The sequence below is a fragment of the Bailinhaonella thermotolerans genome, assembly GCF_003594875.1.
Lineage (GTDB): Bacteria > Actinomycetota > Actinomycetes > Streptosporangiales > Streptosporangiaceae > Bailinhaonella > Bailinhaonella thermotolerans.
On record NZ_QZEY01000004.1, the window covers coordinates 361,489 to 377,091 of the forward strand.

12 protein-coding genes are annotated in these 15,603 nt (G+C 76.1%); 2 read left to right on the forward strand and 10 right to left on the reverse strand.

From position 1 onward, the window contains the following. Nucleotides 1-43 precede the first annotated feature (43 nt). From D5H75_RS14135 to D5H75_RS14145, 3 genes are all read right to left on the reverse strand, one after another. Nucleotides 44-1,426, reverse strand: a complete 1,383-nt coding sequence (locus D5H75_RS14135) for a hypothetical protein (protein ID WP_119926889.1) — start codon at nucleotides 1,424-1,426, stop codon at nucleotides 44-46. Next, nucleotides 1,423-2,943 carry a serine/threonine-protein kinase gene (locus D5H75_RS14140; RefSeq protein WP_119926890.1) on the reverse strand — a complete coding sequence of 507 codons (1,521 nt, stop codon included), beginning with the start codon at nucleotides 2,941-2,943 and terminating at the stop codon, nucleotides 1,423-1,425. Before D5H75_RS14140 ends, D5H75_RS14135 begins: the two co-directional genes overlap by 4 nt. A gap of 209 nt (nucleotides 2,944-3,152) precedes the next feature. Continuing rightward, entirely contained in the window at nucleotides 3,153-3,794 is a 642-nt protein-coding gene (locus D5H75_RS14145) for a pyridoxamine 5'-phosphate oxidase family protein (RefSeq protein WP_119926891.1), read from the reverse strand. Between the two features lie 80 nt (nucleotides 3,795-3,874). On the opposite strand from D5H75_RS14145, the gene pdxR reads away from it, so the two are divergent. Beyond that, nucleotides 3,875-5,293, forward strand: a complete 1,419-nt coding sequence (gene pdxR / locus D5H75_RS14150) for a MocR-like pyridoxine biosynthesis transcription factor PdxR (RefSeq protein ID WP_119927121.1) — start codon at nucleotides 3,875-3,877, stop codon at nucleotides 5,291-5,293. Here the strand turns inward: pdxR and D5H75_RS14155 are convergent. Then, nucleotides 5,286-6,431 (reverse strand): GNAT family N-acetyltransferase, encoded by a 1,146-nt coding sequence (locus D5H75_RS14155; protein WP_119926892.1) that lies wholly within the window; start codon nucleotides 6,429-6,431, stop codon nucleotides 5,286-5,288. The two genes, pdxR and D5H75_RS14155, sit on opposite strands and share 8 nt — an antisense overlap. Before the next feature lie 194 nt (nucleotides 6,432-6,625). Between D5H75_RS14155 and D5H75_RS14160 the strand changes: the two genes are divergently transcribed. Continuing rightward, a complete protein-coding gene (locus D5H75_RS14160; protein WP_119926893.1) occupies nucleotides 6,626-7,540 on the forward strand; it encodes a glycosyltransferase family 2 protein in 915 nt (304 codons plus the stop codon). A gap of 4 nt (nucleotides 7,541-7,544) precedes the next feature. Here the strand turns inward: D5H75_RS14160 and cydC are convergent, their stop codons facing one another. From cydC to D5H75_RS43000, 6 genes are all read right to left on the reverse strand, one after another. After that, nucleotides 7,545-9,293, reverse strand: coding sequence for a thiol reductant ABC exporter subunit CydC (gene cydC / locus D5H75_RS14165; protein WP_119926894.1), 1,749 nt, complete (start codon nucleotides 9,291-9,293; stop codon nucleotides 7,545-7,547). Further along, nucleotides 9,290-10,873 (reverse strand): thiol reductant ABC exporter subunit CydD, encoded by a 1,584-nt coding sequence (gene cydD / locus D5H75_RS14170; protein WP_119927122.1) that lies wholly within the window; start codon nucleotides 10,871-10,873, stop codon nucleotides 9,290-9,292. Before cydD ends, cydC begins: the two co-directional genes overlap by 4 nt. A gap of 383 nt (nucleotides 10,874-11,256) precedes the next feature. Continuing rightward, a complete protein-coding gene (locus D5H75_RS14175) occupies nucleotides 11,257-12,027 on the reverse strand; it encodes a cytochrome d ubiquinol oxidase subunit II (protein WP_119926895.1) in 771 nt (256 codons plus the stop codon). 38 nt (nucleotides 12,028-12,065) lie between these two features. Continuing rightward, nucleotides 12,066-13,343: a cytochrome ubiquinol oxidase subunit I gene (locus tag D5H75_RS14180; protein WP_119926896.1), complete on the reverse strand. Its 1,278-nt coding sequence runs from the start codon at nucleotides 13,341-13,343 to the stop codon at nucleotides 12,066-12,068. A 160-nt stretch (nucleotides 13,344-13,503) separates the two neighbouring features. Then, nucleotides 13,504-14,172, reverse strand: coding sequence for a response regulator transcription factor (locus tag D5H75_RS14185; RefSeq protein WP_119927123.1), 669 nt, complete (start codon nucleotides 14,170-14,172; stop codon nucleotides 13,504-13,506). A gap of 96 nt (nucleotides 14,173-14,268) precedes the next feature. Beyond that, the gene (locus tag D5H75_RS43000) at nucleotides 14,269-15,591 is read right to left on the reverse strand and encodes a sensor histidine kinase (RefSeq protein ID WP_242454228.1); all 1,323 of its coding nucleotides are present in this window, start codon (nucleotides 15,589-15,591) and stop codon (nucleotides 14,269-14,271) included. Nucleotides 15,592-15,603: the final 12 nt, after the last annotated feature.

Genomic DNA, 15,603 nt, shown 5'->3' on the forward strand with positions numbered 1-15,603 from the left:
GCGCGGGCCATCCGCCGGACGAACGCCGAAGCGTGCGACCGGCTCAGCGGCAGCGGTACGTGAAGGTGGCCTCGGCCTCGCGGACGGGGGCGGGGGACAGGACGCGGAGGGTGGCGGTGGGCCGGATCTCGCCCTCGCCCTTGATCGTCCAGTGGAAGGTGACCTCGGCGGTCCGCTGGGCCGGGGTGACCGTCTCCTCGAACTCGCCCGCGGACTCCCCGTCCTTGAACCAGGCGTACCGGATGCGCCCGGCCGCGCCGTTCGTCGTGATGACGCCGGTCAGGGTGGCGCGCGAGTCGCATCCGAGCGCGCCGCGCGGGGCCTGGACCGCGACGGACTCGACCGCCAGGGCGGGGCCGCGCGTGAACCACAGCACCGCGGCGACGGCGGCGGTCACGATGAAGACGCCGGCGCCGAAGACCGGCGCGCGCCGGCGCGTGCGCTTGCGCGCCCGCGTCGCGGTGTTCTCCTCGCGCCAGATCCGGGCGGCCATCGTCTCGACCCCCGGGCCGAACCGCATCTCGCCCCGCTCGCCCAGGGCGCCGGCATGCCCCGGTCCCCCGCCCTCGCCCCCGCCGCCCTCCATCCGGTACGGCGTCCCGCCCGCCTCCGCCCCGCCGTACGGCGGAGACGGGGTGTGCGCCGGGCCGGGGGCCGGGTGGTCACCGGGGAACTGGAGGAGCGTCGTCGTCTCGACCGGCTCGTTCCCGCCCGCGGCGGCGCCCGGGGGCGGCATCGAGCGGCGGGCGGCCCCGGCCAGGGCGGCGCGGCGCAGGAAGTCGCGGGGGAAGACGTTCCGCCCGGTCACCAGCGCCTCGGCGGCGGCGGCCAGCCCCGCCGACTCGGCGGTGGCCGCGGCGTGCTCCAGCAGGTCCGTCGCGGCGGCCGTGCCGCGCCAGGAGACGGCCAGCAGCCGGGTCAGGGCGGCCCAGGCCCGGGCGTCCAGGTCGGGGCGGGGCGGCACGCCGCGTATCGCCGCCAGCAGGCCGGCCTCGGCCAGGAGCGCGCGCCCGTCGGCGTCGATCACCACCGAGTCGGCGTCGAGCGCCCCGTGCGCCGAGCCCGCCGCGTGCAGCGCGAGCAGGGCGGAGGCCGTCTCGTGCAGGACGGTGGCCGCGTTGCCGAGGTCGAGCGTGCGGTCGCCGAGCAGCGTGCCGGCGGTGGGGGCGGGCGGCCGGGTGGTCAGCAGCCACACCTGGGGCCCGGACCTGACCAGGTCGGCGACCGGGAGCAGGCCGGGGAGGGCGCGCTCACGGGCGGCGCCGATCGCGACGACGAGGCGGTTGAGGGCTTCCGGCGCGGTGAGCAGGCGCATGTCGAAGCGCAGGGCCCCGGCGGGCGCCCCGCCGGGCCCCGCCGTGGTCTCCCAGACTCCCAGGTCGCCGGGCCTGGCCTGTCCCGTCAGCCGGTGTCCGGCGACGTTCACTTCTGCCGGTGGCCGCTGGGCGAGCCGCCGCCGGTGGGCGAGTGGCTCGTGTCAGGCGTGTTGCTCTGCCCCGGCTCACCGGGGTCCGTGTCGTCCGGCGTGGGCCGCGGCGGGTTCTGCGGCAGCGTCGGGCGCGGATGCGGGGTGAGGGTCTCCTCCTCCGTCGGCTCCGGGTCGGGCGAGGAGGGCGGCGGCGGAGGCGGCGGCTGCTCCGGCCGCTGCGTGCGGGACCCGGACGGCGAGGGGCGCGGCCGGTTCCGCGGCGGGTTGTTGTACGCCGGGGGGTCCTGCGGCGCGGGGGTGGCCGAGTCGGTGGGCTCGGGCTCCTCGGTGGTCTCCGTGGGCGTCGGCGTCGGCTCCGCGGTCACGTCGGGCAGCGAGCCGGGCGCGCTCGCGGTGGCCGAGGGGCTCGCCGGCCCGCCGGAGGCGCGCAGCTCGGGGCGGGCGGCCCCGGACAGCACGAAGATCGCCGCGCCGCCGATCACCACCACCCCGGCGACGCCGGACGCGATGAGCTGCTTGCGCCCCCGCGCCCGCATCCGCCCGCGCGAGACGGCGGCGTGGGCGCGGGTCTGCTCGGCGGCGTGCGCGCGCGTCGGCTCGCCGAGGTCGGTCTCGGCCACCGCCGTGCCGCCCGCGGGCTGCTGCGCGGCCAGCGGGAACAGCAGCGCGAGCAGCCCGGCCAGCTCAGCCAGCCGCCGCCGTCCGCGCTCCTCCCAGTCGTCCCCGTAGGCGGCCGAGGCCACCTCCTCCAGCTCCGTGACGAACGCGGCGGCGGTCGCGGGCCGGTCCAGCGGGTCCTTGGCCAGGCCGCGCGTGATCAGCGGCCGCACGGCCTCGGGGACCTCGTCGGCCGGGATCGGCGCGGCCTGGTGCTGGTACATGAGCGCGGCCAGGTTCGGCGCGCGGTACGGCCGCTGCCCGGTCAGGCACTCGAAGAACACGGTGGTGGCGGCGTAGACGTCCGTCGTCGGACCGGCCGGCATGCCCGTCCACTGCTCCGGGGCCATGTACGGGGGGGTGCCCGCGGTGACCTCGCTCGTGCCGTCGCGCACGGCGATGCCGAAGTCCACGAGCTTGCTGGCCCCGTCGCCCTGCACGATCACGTTCTCGGGCTTGTAGTCGCGGTGGACGATGCCCTGCCGGTGCGCCTCGTCCAGGCCCAGCAGCGAGCCCTTCAGCACGGTCAGCGCCGCCTCGGGGCCGGTCGGGCCCTCGGACCGCAGCAGGGTGCGCAGCGAGACGCCGTCCACCAGCTCCATGACGATGGCCGCGCCGGAGACCGTCTCGATGTACTCGTACAGCCGGGCGACGTGCGGGTCGCGCAGTTCCACGAGCAGCCGGGCCTCCGCGCGGAACCGGGACAGGAAGTCGAGGTCGCCGCGGAGCTCGTCGGACAGGTACTTGATGGCGACGTCCACGCCGGACGCCTCGTGCCGGGCCAGCACGACGCGTCCCGAGGCGCCTTCCCCCAGTTCGCGGACGTGGGTGTACCCGTCCACCTGCCACGTGTTCATACGCTCTCCTCCCCAGGCGGTGAGCCGGGCGGAAAACGGCCCTACTCACAACGTGCGTGAGCCCCTCCCCAGAGCCTCGGCGGATCACGTTAGCGGGTAGGAATGATCATTGTTAAGCAAATGACGGTATTTGTTATGTCGGACGCGGAAAGCGGATCTTCTGAAACGCCGCGTCAAATGTCCGGCTTCAATCCCGTCAAAGACGCGGCTCACGCCCGCCCGGCGATATGCGGGGGGACCTGCGCGGCGTGCTCCAGCAGCGGATCGGGCTCCGGCGCACCCCACCTGGTCACCAGCGGCAGCACGCCCGACCACACCGGCAGCGCGTAGTCCTCGGGCTCGTCCTCCGGCGGCCCCTGGCGCACCTTGACCGACGCCTCGTCGAGCGGCAGCGCCAGCAGCGCCGTCGCCGCCAGCTCCTTGCGGTTCGGCCGCCGCGCGTAGTCCCACTGCCCCGGCGCGAGCTGCTCGGTCAGCGCCCGGAGCCCCGCGAGCTTCTCCTCGGGGTCCTCGACGAGCCGCGCCGTGCCGTACACCATCGCCGAGCGGTAGTTCACCGAGTGGTTGAACACCGACCGCGCCAGCACCATCCCGTCCAGGTGGGTCACCGTCACGCACACCGAGCCGCCCGCCGCCGCCCGCAGGGAGCGCGCCCCCGTCGAGCCGTGCACGTAGAGCGTCTCGCCGACGCGGCCGTACCCCGTCGGCACGACCATGGGGCACCCGTCCACGATCACGCCCAGATGGCAGACCAGCCCGGCGTCGAGCACGGCGTGCAACTCCGCGCGGTCGAACACCGCGCGCTGCTTCTCCCGCCCGAGGCGCGTGCGGGGGGTGGGTGAGAGCGTCATGAGCCCCGAAGGTAGCGCCGAGTGGCCATGGATAGCATGGCCACTCCAGCCCTGTCGGAGAGAGCCACTTGGAGGAACGGGTGCCGCGCGCCCAGATCGAGCTGCCCATCGTGCTCGACCGGTCCGGGCCGCTCACCGCGCAGGTCACCGAGCAGCTCCGGGCGGCGATGCGGGCCGGCACCCTGCCCGCGGGGGAGCGCCTGCCCTCCACCCGGGGACTGGCGTCCGCGCTGGGCGTCAGCCGTACCGTCGTCACGGACGCCTACCAGCAGTTGTACGCCGAGGGGTGGCTGGAGGGGCGCCACGGCTCGGGCACGTACGTCGCCTCGGCCGGGCTGCCCGCGGCCCCCGCGCCCGGCCCGCCGCCCGGGGAGTGGCGGGACGACCGCGACGACAGCGGGCTGATCAACCTCAAGCCCGGCCGCCCCTGGGTGGGCGACGTGGACCGGGCCGCGTGGCGGCGGGCGTGGCGGCTCGCCGCGGACCTGCCGCCGGACGACGACCCCGACCCCTACGGCCTGCCGGGGCTGCGCGCCGCGCTCGCCGAGCACGTGCGGCGGGCCCGGGGTGTGCTCGCCGGTCCCGGGAACGTGCTGGTCACCCGGGGCACGGCCAACGGGCTCGACCTGATCGCCGCCGCGCTCGTGCGGCCGGGCGACCGGGTGGGCGTGGAGGAGCCCGGATACGCCACCGCCCGCGTGATCTTCGCGGCGCGCGGGGCCGAGGTCGTGCCCTGCCCGGTGGACGCGCGGGGCGTGCTGGTGGACGGGCTGCCGGACGACCTCACCCTGCTCTACACGACCCCCGCGCACCAGTACCCCCTCGGCGGGCGGCTGCCGATCCCGCGCCGCAAGCGCCTGCTGGAGTGGGCCCGCCGCACCGGGGCGCTGGTGGTGGAGGACGACTACGACGCCGAGTTCCGCTACGACGTGGCCCCGCTGCCCGCGCTCTACGGCCTCGACCCCGGCGCGGTGATCCTGGTCGGGACCCTGTCCAAGTCGCTCGCGCCCGACCTGGGCATCGGCTGGCTGGTGGCCGACCCCGCGCTGCTGCGGCGCGTCGCCCGCCGCCGCGACGAACTCGGCGACCGTACGGCGGGCCAGCCCCAGGAGGCCACGCGCGTGCTGCTGGAACGCGGCGACCTGGACCGCCACCTGCGGCGGATGCGGCTGGAGTACGCCCGGCGGCGGGCCGCGGTGGTCGAGGCGATCCCCGAGGCGCGCGGCGACACGGCCGGGCTGCACGTCTTCGTCGAGCTGCCGGCGGCGGCCGTGCCGTACGTCCTCGCCGAGGCGCGGGCGCGCGGGGTGCTGCTGGACACGCTGGAGCGCCACCACGCGGCCGGGCAGCGGGTGCACGGGCTCGTGCTGGGGTACGGCTCGGCGTCGCTGGCCGAGGTGCGGCGGGGCTGCGCGATCCTGCGCGAGGTCCTCGACGGGCTGGACCGGGAGCGCGCCGCCCCCGCCCGGGCGGCCGCACCGGCGCGGGCGGTCAGATGATGCCGCCGAGCCAGGTGGGCGCCTCGGCGGCGGGGAGCCCGGCGAGGACGAGGGCGGCCCGGTCGCGCACGCTCGTGCGGAACCGGCCGTACCCCCGCAGCACGCGGTCGGCGTGCTCGCGCAGCCGCGGGTTGGCCAGGGTGACGATGCGGGCCCGCCGCACCGGCGTTCGAACGATCCAATGGACGAGCGCGCGCGGGGTGGCGCGGGCGACGCGGCCCTCGGCCACGGTCAGCTCGCCGTTCTTGAGGCTGTCCTTGTAGCGCTTGTCGCCGCGCCCCATGTCGATCTGGAGCAGCCCGGCGGCGGCGGCGTCCCCGGCCATCTCCAGGTGCTGGACGAGCCCGGGGGAGTGGCGGCCGAACCCGGGGTCGTACGCCGGGAACCAGTGGGCCATGACCGTCTCGGTGCGCAGCCCGAAGTGCCCCGCGACCGGCACGTCCCCGGCGTACAGCACGCTGAGGGAGCCGCTGAAGGTCTCGGTCTTGGTCGCGTGCAGCCGTTCGACCAGCTCGACGATCCAGGGCCGGGCGAAGCGGTCGGTGCGGCCGGTGCGGCGGTACTGGGCGGACTTCCAGCCCAGCAGCGTGCGCAGCGCCCCGGTGTCGGCGGACTCGAAGTCGTGGTGGACCGGCCCGGCCTCGCGCGAGAGCCGCCGGCGCTTGGCGGTGACGCCCCGGTAGGTGCTGCCGCGCCGGATGTGCTCGCGGTAGGCCTCGAAGCCGCCGCTCAGGTCCATGATGGGCGAGGCGTGGAGGCTGGTGGCGTGCCGGCCGAGGACGGTCTGGTCCTCGGCCAGGTGGTCGAACTCCCAGACGTCCAGGCGGCAGGCCCGCAGCAGCGCGCGCGGGTCCAGCTCCAGGCCGGGCGCGTGCACCATGCCCTGCTGGTCGGTCAGGCCCGCCCCGACCGGCCTGCCCACCCCCAGCGCGTGCCGCTGGTACGGCAGGAAGCCGGCGATCCGCGGCCCGTCCTCGACGACCGCCACGCGCACGTCGGCGCGCAGCTCGCCCACGATGAGCGTGAACTCCGGGGACAGGAAGGGGTTGGGGAGCAGGCGGCCGGACCGCTGCAGGTCCCGCCAGCGCTGGAGCTCGGATTCGCCGAGGTCGCGGGGGTGCACCGAGGTGATCTTCATACCAGCTTCCGATTCGCCGCTTCGATCCGGGAAACGTGTTCGGTGAGCGTCCGGTTCGGTGTCATCTTCACCCGCCTTCCTGAGCGTTCCCTGACAGAAACCGTCACGCGGTCCCCGGAGACGGCGACGCGTCCCTGGTCGGGGCGGGACGGCGGAGTTACGATCAGGTGCCTCACGGGGAACGGAGGCGGGCCATGGGGCCGACCGTCGGAGTCGTGATCTGCACTCGCGGCGACCGCCCCCGGTTGCTGCGCGCCGCCCTCGACGGCGTCCTCGGCCAGGACTATCCCGGCCATATCACCGTAACCGTCGTCTTCGACCGCTGCCCGCCGGATGAGGCACTGCGCCTGGACCGGCCCGGCCGCCGCGTCCTGGTCACGGGCAACTCCCGGGCGGCCAACGTCGCGGGCGCCCGCAACAGCGGCGTCCTCGCCCTGCCGGACACGGACCTGATCGCGTTCTGCGACGACGACGACGAGTGGCTCCCGGGCAAGCTGGCCGCCCAGGTCGCCGCGCTGGAGCCCGGCGACGTGCTGGCCGCCTGCGGGATGGTCCTGGCCTACTCAGGCTGGGCCGTGGACCGGGTCCTCGCCGCCCGCCGGATCGAGCTGGCCGACCTCCTGGTCTCCCGCGTCGCCGAGGCGCACCCGTCGTCGTTCCTGGCCCGCCGTACGGACCTGGTCGAACGCGTGGGGCTGTTCGCCGAGGACATCCCCGGCGGCTACGGCGAGGACTACGACCTCCTCCTGCGCGCCGCCAAGGCCGCGCCCATCCGGTACGTCCCGATCGTGGGCGTGCGCGTCCGCGTCCACGGGCGCTCGTCCCACTTCACCGGCCGCTGGCCGACCATCGCCGCCGCCCACGAGTGGCTGCTGGACGCCCACCCGGAGTTCGCCCGCACCCGCCGCGGCCGTGCCCGGCTGACCGGCCAGATCGCCCTGGCGCACGCCGCCTCCGCCCGGCGGGCCCCGGCGCTGCGCTGGTCCTGGCGCACCCTGCGGACCTGGCCGCTGGAGCCCCGCGTCTACGCCGCCCTGGCCATCGCCGCCCGCCTGATCACCGTCGAACGGCTGATCCGCCTCCTGGAGGCGCGCGGCGTCGGGACCTGACCGCTCAGGCGGCGGCCGGGGAGGACACCAGCCGCTCGGTGTCCCACAGGTCCCGGTACGGGCCGGGGATCCCGGTCAGCCCGGCGTGGGTGCCGCGCTGCACGATCCGGCCCTCGTCCATCACGATGATCTCGTCCACCGCGTCGAGCCCGGTCAGCCGGTGGGTGACGAGGACCGTCGCCCGGCCCCTGCGGGCCGCGAGGACGCCCGCGAGGACCCGGTCGGCCAGGGCGTGGTCGAGGGCCTCGGTCGGCTCGTCCAGGACGAGGACGCCGGGGTCCGCGAGCAGGGCGCGGGTGAGCAGGAGCCGCTGCCGCTGCCCGCCCGACATGGGCCGGCCGCCCTCGCCCACCTCGGTGTCCCACCCCTCGGGGAGCGACTCGACCCACTCCAGGAGGCGGGTGCGCCGGGCCGCCTCGCGCAGCTCGTCCTCCGTCGCCGCCGGGCGGGCCAGCAGGAGGTTGGCCCGGATCGAGGTGTGGAACACGTGCGCGTCCTGGGTGAGGCCGCGCACGCCGGGCGGCACCAGCGCCGTCCCGGACGTCGGCGGGAGCAGCCCGGCGAGCACCCCGAGCAGCGTGCTCTTGCCCGCGCCGCTCGCCCCGACCACGGCCAGCGACCGGTCCGGCTCCACCCGCAGGGACACCCCGTCCAGCGCGGCCGGCCCGTCCGGGGCGTACCGCACGGTCACGTCCCGCAACTCCAGCTCCGCCGCGTCCGGGCCCGCCGCCCGGGCGGGGGCCGGGGCCTGCGGGGCGTCCTCCAGCAGCGCGGCGAGGCGTCGCGCGGCCGGGCGCAGCTCGGTCAGCCGCTGCGCGGCGTCGGCCAGCGGCAGCACCGGCTCGAACGCGGCCAGGGTGGTCAGCGCGAGCACCGCCACCAGGACCTCGTCGGCCCCCGCGGCGATCGCGACCCCCGCGACCCCCACGGCGGTGAGGCCCTGGACCAGCACGCCCGCGCCGAACGCGATCGACGAGACCCGGCCGGCCAGCCCCTCCAGCCGGGCCAGCCGCGCGGTCTCCGCCTCGGCGCGCTCCAGCACCCGCGCGGTCGCCCCGAAGGCGGCCAGGTCGAACCGCCCGTCCAGCAGGTCCAGGCTCCGCGCCGCCAGGGCGTCCCTGGCCTCGGCGACGCGCGCCCCGAGCCGCCGGGCCGCGAGCGCCGCGCACGCGGGCACGGCCAGCCCCGCGACCAGCAGCCCGGCCGCCGCGACCAGCCCCGCGGCGGGCAGCAGCACCAGCGCGAGCCCGGCCGCGACCACCGCCACGGCCACCGCGCTCGTGATCGGCAGCAGGCACCGCAGCAGCAGGTCCTGCAGGCTGTCCACGTCGGCCACCATGTGGCCCAGCGCGTCCGCGTCCCGCCGCGCCCCGCCCTTCCCGGGGGTACGGCGCCGCGCCGGGCCCTCTCCGCCCGGCGCCCCGGCGGCCACGGGGCGCCCGGGGGCGGGGACGGCGGCGCGGGCGAGGGAGTCGTAGACGCGGCCGCGCAGCTCGGCGAGGGCGCGCAGGGTCGCGTCGTGCCCGGCGAGGCGGTCGGCGTAGCGCAGGACGCCGCGGAAGACGGCGAACGCGCGGACGGCGACGATGGCCAGGCTGAGGGCGGCCAGCGGGGGCTGCTGCGAGGCGCGGGCGATGAGCCAGGCGGCGGAGGCCATCAGGGCGACGGCGCACAGCTCGGCGGTCACCCCGGCGAGACCGGCGGCGATGAGCCGGGCGAGGTGCGGGCGGACGACGCTGAGCACGCGCCTCATACGGCGGCCTCCCTGGGGACGTCTTCGAGCCGGCCGTCGCGCAGCCGCACCACCCGGTCGGCGGCGGCGAGCAGGGCCGGGCGGTGGGCGACCAGGATCGCGGTGCGGCCCTCCAGCAGTTCGATCGCGGCCTCGGTGACGGCCGCCTCGCTGGCCAGGTCCAGCCGCGCGGTGGGCTCGTCGAGCAGCACGATCGGGGCGTCGCTGAGGTAGGCGCGGGCGAGCGCGACCCGCTGCCGCTGCCCCGCCGACAGCCCGGCCCCGCGCTCGCCGAGCGGCGTGTCGTAGCCCTCGGGCAGCGCCTGGACGAACTCCTCGGCGTGGGCCGCGCGGGCGGCCCGCCGTACCAGCTCCGGATCGGCCGAGGGGTCGCCGAGCCGGATGTTGTCGGTCACGGAGGCGGCGAACAGGTGCGGGGCCTGCGGCACCCACGCCAGCCGCCGCCGCCACTCCGCCAGGTCGAAGGAGGCCAGGTCCGCGCCGTCCACGAGCACGCGCCCGGAGTCGGGCCGGACGAACCCCAGCAGCAGGTGCAGCAGCGTGGACTTGCCCGCCCCGCTCGGGCCGATCACCGCGATCCGCTCCCCGGCGCGCACCGTGAGCGACACCCCGTCGAGCGCCGGCCGGTCGGCCCCGGGGAACCGCACCGTCACGTCCTCCAGCCGGATCTCCGCCGGGCGGGCGGGGGGCGCGGCGGGCCCGGAGACGGCCGCGGCCGACCGGTCCGCGTCGAGGATCCCGAAGATCTGCTCCGCCGCCGCCAGGCCCTCCGCGCCGGCGTGGAAGCGGGTGCCCAGGGCGCGCAGCGGCAGGTACGCCTCGGGGGTGAGCAGCAGCACGACCAGCGCCACCTGGAGCCCCAGCCCGCCGCCGAGCAGCCGCAGCCCCACAGGCACCGCCACGAGCGCCACCGACAGCGAGCAGACCAGCTCCAGCACCAGCGCGGACAGGAAGGCCACCCGCAGCGCCGACATCGTCGCGCGCCGGTGGTCGTGGGCCATCGTCCGCACCACGCCCGACTGGTGCTCGGTACGGCCGAAGGCCCGCAGCGTGGACAGTCCCGCCAGCACGTCGCGGAAGTGCCCGCCGAGCCGGTTCATCCGCTCCCACTGGGTGCGGGTGGCGTCGCGGGTGTGCAGGCCCACCAGCGCGCCGAAGATCGGCACGAGCGGCAGCGTGACCACGATGATCAGCGCGGACGACCAGTCGGCGAACCCGAGCCGCAGGATCACGATCGGGGGCACCAGCGCCGCCGTCATCATCTGCGGGAGGTAGCCGGACAGGTAGGGGTCGAGGGCGTCCAGCCCCTTCGTCGCCAGCGTCACGAACCCGCCGCCGGACCGCTGGTCGTACGACCGCGCGAGCAGGCCGCGCCGCAGCTCCGCCTTGGCCTTGACCGTGGACCGCCGCGCCAGCGCCCCGGAGCCCCAGGCCAGCGCCGCCCGCCCGGCCACGGCCAGGGCCAGCCACGGCAGCGGCCCCGCGTCCAGACCGGCGATCGCCCGCGCCAGCAGGTCCGCCTGCGCCACGATCAGCCCGGCCTGCGCCAGCGCCAGCACCGCGAACACCCGCACCGGCATCAGCCCGAGCAGCCGCTTCCGCAGCGCCCGCTGCGCCCGCGCGTCGGACGCCCCGCCCGCCGCGCCGGTCGCGGCGCCGTCCGTGCGGGTCGCGGCGCCGTCCCCGACGCCGGTCGCGGCGCCGTCCGTGCCGGTCGCGGTGCCGGTCGCGGTGCCGTCGGCCGTGTCGCCTGCCGTGCCGTGTGCCGTGCCGGTGCCGCCCTCTCCGGCCGGCGCTCCGGCCGATCCGCCGCCCGGCGCTCCTCCGGGCGCCTCCCCGGTCGGGGCGCCGGGGGAGGCCGCGTGATCAGGCCCGCCCGGATCGGGAACGCCGGAGCCGGGGGCGGCGGGGTCCGGGACGGCGGTCGCCGCGCCCGGGGCGGGGGTCCGGGGAGAGGGCGTTTTCACAGGTAGCTGGGACCTTCCACGCGGTGGCGGAATATCCACCATACCCACGCCTGGGCCCCCACCAGGAACGGCAGGATGATCAGCACCGCGGGGACGAGGAAGGCGAGCGTGCCCGCGTCCGCGACGGTGTCCGCGAGCGGCAGCCGCAGCCCCGCCAGCACCCCGAGCACGGCGAGCGCGGCCGAGGTCAGCCCGAACGTGGCGCCCTCGCCGGACGGGCCGGAGAGCGTCCGCGCTCGCTCCCGCGCCGGGCCCCGCAGCCGCAGCGCCGCGAAGGCCAGGCCGTGCACCGCGAACACCGCGGCGATCACCACCGCGAACACGGCCCGCACGGGCGTCGGCCCGGCGACGTCCCCCGCGAGGACGCCCGCCAGGATCCAGCCCCAGGTCAGCGCGAGCGTCCAGCTCCCGGCCACGATCGCGCCGTCCCAGAACACGCGCCAGCTCCGCCGGTCCACCCGGCCGCGCGACCACAGCCCCATGTCGCGCGCGATCCAGCCCAGCAGCAGGACCACCACCGCCGGTCCCAGCCCGCTCAGCAGATCCCCCTCCAGGTCCGGGAACATCCCGGCGAGCAGCCCCACCACGGCCACCAGCCACACCTCGTTGCCGAGGAAGAACGGCGCGATGGCGGCGATCACGACCCGCCGCTCGGCGTCGGCGCGGCCGAGCACGGGCAGCGTCATGCCGACGCCGATGTCGGACCCGGCGAGCAGGAGGTACCCGAGCACGAAGAACCCGAGCAACCCGATCGCGATCATCTCCATGGGTGAGGCCTTTCCACTGACACAGACGAGCGGGGGGATCAGAACGTGACGGCGGCCGGGGCGGGCCGCTCGTCCGGCGCGGTGGGGGCGCCCAGCGCCACGCCCTCCGGGCCGCGCCGGGCCTGCCGGGCGAGCAGCCAGTAGTTGAGCACCACCAGCGCCGCGAACACCACGCCGAAGGCGGTGATCGACAGCCGCATCGTGCCCGGGGACAGGTCCGAGACGGCGTCCCTGACCAGGAGCAGCTCGTTGACCGCCCACGGCTGGCGGCCCACCTCGCGGTACACCCAGCCGCTGATCATCGAGACGAACGGCAGCGGTATCGCGAGCATGAGGAGCCAGTGCCAGACCCGCAGCCGCGACACGACCCGCCGGAAGGACATCAGCAGCACGCTCAGCCCGCTGATCAGCATCATCACGGCCCACGCCGCCATCATCAGCGTCGCGGCCCCGTCCACCAGGGCCGCGGGCGGCAGGTAGTCGCCGGGGCCGAACCGCGCGACCAGGTCGGCCTGGACCCGGGCCACCTCCTCGGCGGACCCGCCGAAGGCCGCCGACTTGAACGCCTGCTCGCTCTGGCCGGGGATGTCGAACTGCATCCCGCCGAGGGTCACCGTGAACATCAGCGCGGGCAGCGACACGCCCACCCCGATCCGCAGCGACCGGCGGAACCCCTCGGAGTCGGCGTGCCCGCGCCTGAGGTGGTACGCGCTGACGCCGGCCATGAAGAAGGACGCGGTGACGAGCGCGCCGCCGAGGATGTGGAAGAAGGCCAGGATGGAGTTGGGGTTGGCCAGGACCGCCCCGACGTCGGTGAGCACGAGGCTCTTCCCGTCCAGCCGGTACCCGACCGGGTTCTGCAGGAAGCCGTTCGACACCATGATCCAGTACGCCGAGGCGTACGCCGTGAGCGTGACGATCCAGATCAGCGTCAGGTGGGCCCACCGGTTCAGCCGGTTCCAGCCGAAGATCCACAGGCCGAGGAACGTGGACTCGATGAAGAACGCCACCAGCGTCTCCATCGCCAGCGCCGACCCGAACACGTTCCCGGCGAAGTGGGTCAGGCCGCTCCAGTTCAGCCCGATCTGGAGCTCCATCACCAGCCCGGTCACGATGCCCACGGCGTAGTTGATGACGTAGAGCTGACCCCAGAACCGCGTCATCCGCGCGTGGACCGGGTTGCGGGTCAGCGTGGCCCACGTCTGCACGCACGCGACGAGCGTCGCCAGCCCCAGCGTGAGGGCCACGAAAAGGAAGTGGGTGCCCGCCGTCAGCGCGAACTGCCACCGCGCGAGCTCAAGGGTCTCTCCGTTCACGCTCACAGGGTCGCGGTACGGCTGCCGCCGCCGCGTCGTGCGGGGGAATGCTTCCGCCGTACGCCCCGGGGAGTGCGCCGGTGCGCCCGCCTACTCCGCGCGGAGCAGCCTCACGGGCGCGCGCTACACCCGGCCCGCGCCCGGGCGCCCGCCGGGCCGCTCACTGGGTGAGCCATCCGGGGGTGACCAGGCCCGACTCGTACGCGAGGACGACGAGCTGGGCCCGGTCGCGCACGCGCAGCTTCGTCATGATCCGGCTGACGTGGGTCTTGGCGGTCGCCGGGCTCAGCACGAGCCGCTCGGCGATCTCGTCGTTGGACAGCCCCGCCCCGACCAGCGCCATCACCTCGCGCTCCCGCTCGGTGAGCGCGTTGAACTCCGGCCCCGGCTCGGCCCGGGGCACCCGCCCGGCGAACTCCGAGATCAGCCGGCGGGTGACCGAGGGCGCGAGCAGGGCGTCGCCCCGCGCCACCACCCGCACGCCGTGGATCAGCTCCATCGGCTCGGTGTCCTTGACCAGGAATCCGCTCGCGCCCGCCCGCAGCGCGCCGTACACGTAGTCGTCGAGGTCGAAGGTGGTCAGGATGATCACCTTCACGCCGTCCAGCCGCGTGTCGGAGACGATCCGCCGCGTGGCCTCCAGCCCGTCCAGCTTGGGCATGCGGATGTCCATCAGCACCACGTCGGGACGCAGCTCGTGCGTCAGCCGCACGGCCTCCTCGCCGTCGGGCGCCTCGGCGATCACGCTGAGGTCGTCCTCTCCGTCGAGGATCGACCGGAACCCGGCGCGGACCAGCGTCTGGTCGTCGGCGAGCAGGATTTCGATCACGAATCCACCCTTCTGTACCTTCCCGGTCATTGTCCACCGCGCGATGCCCGCGGCGCGATTCCCGGACGCGTGCCATCCGGGTGCGGCCGCCTCCGCTCAGGCGATGGGCAGGCGGGCGGTGACGCGGAAGCCGCCCTCCTCGCGTGGCCCGGCCAGCAGGTCGCCGCCGAGGGCCGTGGCGCGCTCGCGCATGCCGCGCACGCCGTTCCCCCCGCCGGAGCCCCCGTCAGACCTCGCGTCGGACCGTGCCTCGGACCGTGCCTCGGACCGTGCCTCGGACCTCGCGTCGGACCTCGCGTCGGACCGTGCCCCGGACGGGGTCCGGTCCCGCTGGTCCCGCGTCCCGGGCCGCGTCCCGGAGGCCGGCTCGTCCCGGGTCTCCAGCGTCCGGGAGCCGTCGCCGCCCTCGTCGTCGATCTGCAGCCGCACCTCGCGGTCGCCGTACACGATCCGGACCGTGGCGGAGGGGGCGCCGGAGTGCCGGGTGACGTTGGTCAGCGCCTCCTGGACGATGCGGAAGGCCGCGAGGTCCACCTCGGGCGGCATCGGGCGCGGCTCGCCCTCGATGAGGGTGCGCACCTCCAGCCCCGCCCCGCGGGCGCCGCCCACCAGCTCGTCGAGGCGGCCGAGGCTGGGCGCGGGCGCGGTGGGCGCCTCCTCGTCCACCTGCCGCAGGACGCCCAGGGTGGCCCGAAGCTCGCGCAGGGTCTCCTTGCTGGTGCGCTTGATCGCGGCGAGCGCCGCCTCGGCCTGCGCGGGATCGGCCTTGATCCGATGCAGCGCGGCCCCGGCCTGCACGTTGATGAGCGAGATGTTGTGCCCGAGGACATCGTGCAGCTCACGGGCGATGCGCAGCCGCTCCTCGGTCGCGCGGCGGCGCGCCTCCTCCTCGCGGGTGCGCTCGGCCTCGGCGGCGCGGCGTTCGACCTCGTCCAGGTAGGCGCGGCGGCTGCGGCCGATCGCGCCCAGCGCCACCACGGCCAGGATCCAGCCGCCGACCATGACGAACTCGCTGTCGTCCACGTGCCGCTCGGCGGAGGTCGCCTCGCCGTACACCGCGATGACCAGCGTGAGCGCCGCGCACACCAGGGCGGCGGCGAGCCTGCCCTCGCGCGCGGCCGTGTAGAGCGCCACGGCGAACGTGACCATGACGAACGAGTCCAGCGACGTGGTCGGGTAGTGCACCAGCGTCAGCACCATGGTGACGATCAGGACCGTCACCGGGAAGCGCCGGCGCAGCGCCAGCGAGCCGCAGGCCACGGTGATCAGGAGGCCCTGCCACGGCCAGAGCAGGCCGAGCCGGTCGCGCCCGAAGAAGATCACCGTGCCGAAGACGGCCGCCGCGACCGCGAGGGCGATCAGGGCGTCGGCCGCCAGGCCATGCGGCCGCCAGGCCCGCAGGCGCCGTACGTATTCCACGCCCGAAGGATA

Excerpts from the sequence above, each read along its gene's own strand:
- D5H75_RS14140 (WP_119926890.1), bottom strand. The coding sequence starts at position 2,943 with ATGAACACGTGGCAGGTGGACGGGTACACCCACGTCCGCGAACTGGGG.
- D5H75_RS14145 (WP_119926891.1), bottom strand. The coding sequence starts at position 3,794 with ATGACGCTCTCACCCACCCCCCGCACGCGCCTCGGGCGGGAGAAGCAG.
- D5H75_RS14155 (WP_119926892.1), bottom strand. The coding sequence starts at position 6,431 with ATGAAGATCACCTCGGTGCACCCCCGCGACCTCGGCGAATCCGAGCTC.
- D5H75_RS14160 (WP_119926893.1), top strand. The coding sequence starts at position 6,626 with ATGGGGCCGACCGTCGGAGTCGTGATCTGCACTCGCGGCGACCGCCCC.
- cydC (WP_119926894.1), bottom strand. The coding sequence starts at position 9,293 with ATGAGGCGCGTGCTCAGCGTCGTCCGCCCGCACCTCGCCCGGCTCATC.
- cydD (WP_119927122.1), bottom strand. The coding sequence starts at position 10,873 with ATGCCGGTGCGGGTGTTCGCGGTGCTGGCGCTGGCGCAGGCCGGGCTG.
- D5H75_RS14175 (WP_119926895.1), bottom strand. The coding sequence starts at position 12,027 with ATGGAGATGATCGCGATCGGGTTGCTCGGGTTCTTCGTGCTCGGGTAC.